5 protein-coding genes are annotated in these 5,032 nt (G+C 44.3%); 1 reads left to right on the top strand and 4 read right to left on the bottom strand.

Annotation, left to right across the window (positions count from 1 at the left end; genetic code table 11):
* From CCU_RS10255 to CCU_RS10245, 3 genes are all read right to left on the bottom strand, one after another.
* The coding region (locus tag CCU_RS10255; protein ID WP_208896381.1) for an SDR family NAD(P)-dependent oxidoreductase at nucleotides 1-161 on the bottom strand (161 nt) is incomplete at its 3' end.
* A 256-nt stretch (nucleotides 162-417) separates the two neighbouring features.
* Nucleotides 418-1,926, bottom strand: coding sequence for a UDP-glucose--hexose-1-phosphate uridylyltransferase (gene galT, locus CCU_RS10250; protein ID WP_015534590.1), 1,509 nt, complete (start codon nucleotides 1,924-1,926; stop codon nucleotides 418-420).
* Between the two features lie 135 nt (nucleotides 1,927-2,061).
* Nucleotides 2,062-3,351 (bottom strand): galactokinase, encoded by a 1,290-nt coding sequence (locus CCU_RS10245; RefSeq protein ID WP_015534589.1) that lies wholly within the window; start codon nucleotides 3,349-3,351, stop codon nucleotides 2,062-2,064.
* A gap of 411 nt (nucleotides 3,352-3,762) precedes the next feature.
* Between CCU_RS10245 and CCU_RS10240 the strand changes: the two genes are divergently transcribed.
* Nucleotides 3,763-4,653, top strand: a complete 891-nt coding sequence (locus tag CCU_RS10240) for an AraC family transcriptional regulator (RefSeq protein WP_015534588.1) — start codon at nucleotides 3,763-3,765, stop codon at nucleotides 4,651-4,653.
* Nucleotides 4,654-4,838: 185 nt separating this feature from the next.
* Here CCU_RS10240 and CCU_RS10235 read toward each other — a convergent pair.
* Nucleotides 4,839-5,032 (bottom strand): hypothetical protein (locus CCU_RS10235; RefSeq protein ID WP_208896161.1); only part of this gene is annotated, 194 nt, incomplete at its 5' end.

The following is a 5,032-nucleotide window of genomic DNA, read 5'->3' as shown; positions in this document are numbered from 1 at the left end:
AATGTGAGATCCTTTCCTGTTATCTCCTTGATTCTGTCGACTGCCTTCTCGCTGGCATTGTAAAGGTTGTCGAGAATGACTACCTCATAGCCTGCATTAAGCAATTCAACACATGTATGACTTCCTATATAACCTGCTCCGCCTGTTACTAAAATCTTCATAATGTTTTTCCTCCTTTATGATACTGTGATTCATAACCATCTGCCGGACACCTGTGCTTTTTGGGGGCACTGTTCATGTCTTGCGCAAATGTCGATCACCAGTTTATAAACTTTTTTATTTTGCAATGACGTTTTCTCCAACACTATACCACTACATCCTGTTATGCACAATAAAATGTGGCATTAATAAATATTAGTTATGGAATACGTCTGTCACAAATACACATATATTATTGCATTTTTAGTGCACACTATATTACTGTGCATTCACATAATCTACGAACTTGAGGAATGCAGCCTTTCCGGCCTCATCTCTCTTGTAAACGCCTGCACACTCAAGGATCTTTGCGAATACATCGCCGATCTCATCCTGAAGTATCTTGTGTACGTTATCCGCATTTATGTCGTACTTTCCAATGAAAGTCTGTACCCAGTCGTAATGCTTTGCTATATTCTCGTGGGCCTTGATGTCTCCACCTGCCACAAGAACCTCTGCAAGCTCTTCCATCTCGCCCTTGAGTCTTGCAGGAAGCACCGCAAGTCCCATAACCTCGATGAGTCCAATGTTCTCCTTCTTGATGTTGTGATACTGCTCCCATGGATGATAGAGACCAAGTGGATGCTCCTCTGTGGTGATGTTGTTACGAAGGACTAAGTCCATCTCGTACTTGCCATCTCTCATTCTTGCGATCGGAGTGATCGTGTTGTGAGGCTCTCCGTCTGTCTCCGCGAATATGTACGCATCCTCATCTGTGTAGCCTCTCCATGCGCCGAGAATCTTGTCGGCAAGCTCTATGATCTTGTCTGGATCCTCTCCGTCAAGCCTGATGACTGACATTGGCCATTTCACGATTCCTGCCTCGACATCCTCATATCCGGCAAATGTAACCTTCGTCTCAACAGGTGCCTTTGTCATGGCAAATGTATAACGGCCGCCCTGGAAGTGATCGTGTGTGAGGATAGATCCACCTACTATAGGAAGGTCTGCATTTGATCCCAGGAAGTAATGTGGGAACTGTCCAACAAATGAAAAGAGTTTCTGGAATGTAGCCTTTTCTATCTTCATAGGGATGTGCTGTCCGTTGAACACGATACAGTGCTCATTGTAGTATACATATGGAGAATACTGGAATCCCCACTTGCTGCCATTTACCTCTATAGGAATGATCCTGTGATTCTCTCTTGCTGGATGGTTGATCCTTCCCGCATATCCCTCGTTCTCCATACACAGCTGGCACTTTGGATATGATGACTGTGACATGGTCTTAGCAAGGGCAATCATCTTCGGATCCTTCTCAGGCTTTGAAAGGTTGATGGTGATGTCGATATCACCATACTCTGTAGGCTTTACCCACTTGATATCCCTTGCAACTCTGTATGTTCTTATATAATCTGTTGCTCTGCTGAGCTTATAATAGAAGTCTGTCGCCTCCTCTGGGGACTTTGCATACTTCTCTCTGAATGTCTTTATGATCTGGCTTGGCTTTGGAACCAGTGCGTTCATGATCTTCGTATCGAACAGGTCTCTGAGAACAACTGAATCCTCTGCGATAAGTCCATTCTCAACTGCGTAATCCAGAATCCCCTTGAGACACTCCTCAAGTTTTTCCGGTGTATCTATAGCTGGCACCTCACCCGGCTCCTCGTAGCTGTCCTTCTTCAGCATCTCAAGGATGGTGTTGGTCGTGTATATTCTGTCCTCTTCCTCTATCAGCTCATTTGCAATTCCGTACTCAACAAGCTGCTTGATATTTGTATCTATCATGGTTGTAACCCTTCTTTCCTTATATCTATTTCTACACTCTCTTCTCCGCAACGAGACGGGAACACCAGCCATTAAAGTTCGCTTCCAGCGAAGGCTGGTGCTACATAATAATTTTTCTACGAAAAATTATCACATTTACTCAACTACTTTGATTCCGCCGTAAGGTCTTACCTTGAGGACGTGGCATGCGCCCTCTCCGAAGATCGACTCGATGTTCTTCTTGTACTCAGCAACAGCCGCATTCTTGACAAATGCCTGGATGGTTCCGGCAAATCCGCCGCCGTGTACTCTGCACACACCATCCTCGCCGATGAACTTCTCTGAGAATCCAAGTGCTATTGATACGTTCTGTGTGAGCGGATCCTTTGCGCTGTATATATTCTGAAGAAGCTTGAATGATGAATCTCCGCTTCTCTTTATAACATCGAGGAAATGGTCAAATTCCTGATTCTCAAGTGCTGCAACACCCTCTGCAACTCTGTCCTGCTCTGTGTAGAAGTGAAGCGCACGAAGGACTGCTCTGTCATTCACCTTGCCGCTGGCTCTCATCTCACCAACCTTGCTGATGAAATCCTCCTCTGAAACTCTGCTGAGGAGTTCCTCGCCGAAGTAATTTGCAACCTGCTTCATCTCTGCAGGGATTGCTGCGTAGTCGTCTGTGAGGTCTGCATGTGAACCCTTTGTGTCAACGATACACAGGCTGTACTGATGAGCCTCAAAGTCAACCGGAACCTGCTTGATGACAGGATTTGCCTTGTCAAAGAAATCGATATATATAAGTCCTCCGACTGCACATGCCATCTGATCCATAAGTCCGCATGGCTTGCCGAAGTATACGTTCTCTGCGTACTGTCCTATCTTTGCAACATCAACTGATGAAACCTTCATGTCATTGTAGAGGCCTGAAAGGATAGTTCCTATAAGACTCTCAAATGCTGCTGATGATGACATTCCAGCTCCCATGAGCACATCGCTTGTCACAAATGCTGTGAAACCGCCTACCTTGAATCCGTAGTCTCTGATCCCTGCAACAACGCCCTTGATAAGCGCTGTTGTTGTTCCCTCAAGTGCAGGATCCTGCTCGATATCATTTACATTGATAACTTCCTTTGGCATATCGTCTGACACAAGCTCGATCACGCCGTCCTCTCTAGGTGCCACAATTGCTATGGCATCAAGGTTGATCGATGTAGCAAGTACATGTCCGTTCTGATGGTCTGTATGGTTTCCACACACCTCGCTTCTTCCGGGAGCGCTGTAGATAGCAACCTCCTGATCTCCGAATAACTCTGTAAATTTATCAAGAGCTTTTACATATCTTTCCCTGTTGTATGGGATCATATCCTTGTCGAGATAGATCTGTGCAAGCTTCTCGTCAAACTCTCCACCTGCGATAATTTCCTTTAATTCTGCGATTTTCTTCATTGACTGTAACTCCACCTTTCTCCATCTTTTTATATTTTTTTCTTAATGTCCGTTATTTTGTTGTCCATATTGCGCACATTTTCTGCGCTACGCCGTTGCGCTTCTTGCTTTGTGAATATAATTCTATAACAATATACAGATTTTGAACATGGCATAGCGTTGCAAATATATGTCCATTTGTTAGATTGTTTTTTCTGGCGGAACATATTATTGTATGGATAATCCGGTTGAATGTATGTTATACTCTTATACAATGAGAGAACGAGTTCATATGCCTTCATTACAGAAACGTTCAGATCTTATAAATTTAGAACAGTACGAGAATCTGTATATGGGCTTTGCCAAAATCTCCTGAAGATTATCAGATCAATTTATGAAGTTACTTTATTAAGAAAATGCGGAGTTTGTAAAATGGAAAATAAGATCGTAATGGAATTCCCCCAGGAAAATGACACAGACCTCTACCTGAACGTGTTCGGTCACTCAATAACCGAGCCTCTTCATAAGGCAGGTCCTGCGGTCAAGACCTTCTACCTCATACATTTCGTGCTGGAGGGAGAGGGCGACTTCTATGTAGGGAACGCACACTATCATCTGAAAAAGGGTCAGGGATTTCTGATTGAGCCGGACACCCCTGCCACATATATATCAGACGAACACCATCCATGGAGGTATGTCTGGTTCGGATTCTCTGGCAGATGTGCCCAGGACACGCTGAGCAGTATTGGTCTGACACAGAACCAGCCTATATTCACCTGCGAGGATGGCGACAAACTGAAAAAGTACGTATTTGATATGCTTGCTCACAACACCTCGGATCACGCAGATCACTTCAGGCTCATGGGCATGCTCTACCTCGCTCTGTCTGTCATCGCAAATGCACAGAAAGACAAGCTGGAGACTCCATCGGGAAATGCCTACGTAAACCACGCCATCTCCTACATTCAGAACCACTACAGTATGCCTATGAAGGTGGAGGAGCTGTCGGATTACGTAGGCATCAACAGAAGCTATTTCTCTGACCTGTTCAAGCAGTACACCGGGATGAGTCCTGTGAAATACCTGCAGAATTTCCGCATAACAAAAGCCCAGCATATGCTTACCATATCTGAGCTTTCTATAGAAAGTATTGCATTTTCATGCGGCTACCAGTCCGCCGAGGCTTTCCACAAGATTTTCCGCAAGACCACCGGCATGTCGCCTAATGCCTACCGGCAGGAGAAACGCCAGAGAACCATCTCCAGCCAGGAGACCATGAACAACAACCGGCCGGATTATATTGATACAGATGATGATTTTTAAAATTATCTCCAGTGGCAAAGGCACCAGACATTATTACTGTATGCTAACCAAAAGTAAATCAATGCCATCAGCATATTCTTCTAAAAATCAGCAGGCGTCTGTGTGCAAAATTCTCCAATATGGTGAGCCTGTGATCGTCATCTGTGATATTACAGAATATAAGTGCTGACACATATTACAAATTCCTACTTTCTTTTCCACCAAATTATCATCATAATAATAGATGCACATACGCACAATCCCCCTACAGCAAATGCCACAACAGCTATTTCCTGCCACATTTGTGCATTATACAATTCTACCCCCGTAACTATTATGCAAATACCTAATAATGCCATTGCCGTAATCACCAAAGGCATCTTTTTAGTCGCTATACCAA

Source organism: Coprococcus sp. ART55/1 (genome assembly GCF_000210595.1).
Taxonomy (GTDB): domain Bacteria; phylum Bacillota; class Clostridia; order Lachnospirales; family Lachnospiraceae; genus Coprococcus; species Coprococcus aceti.
Note: the sequence above shows the minus strand (reverse complement) of the source record. Positions and strands in the feature narration are given on the sequence as shown.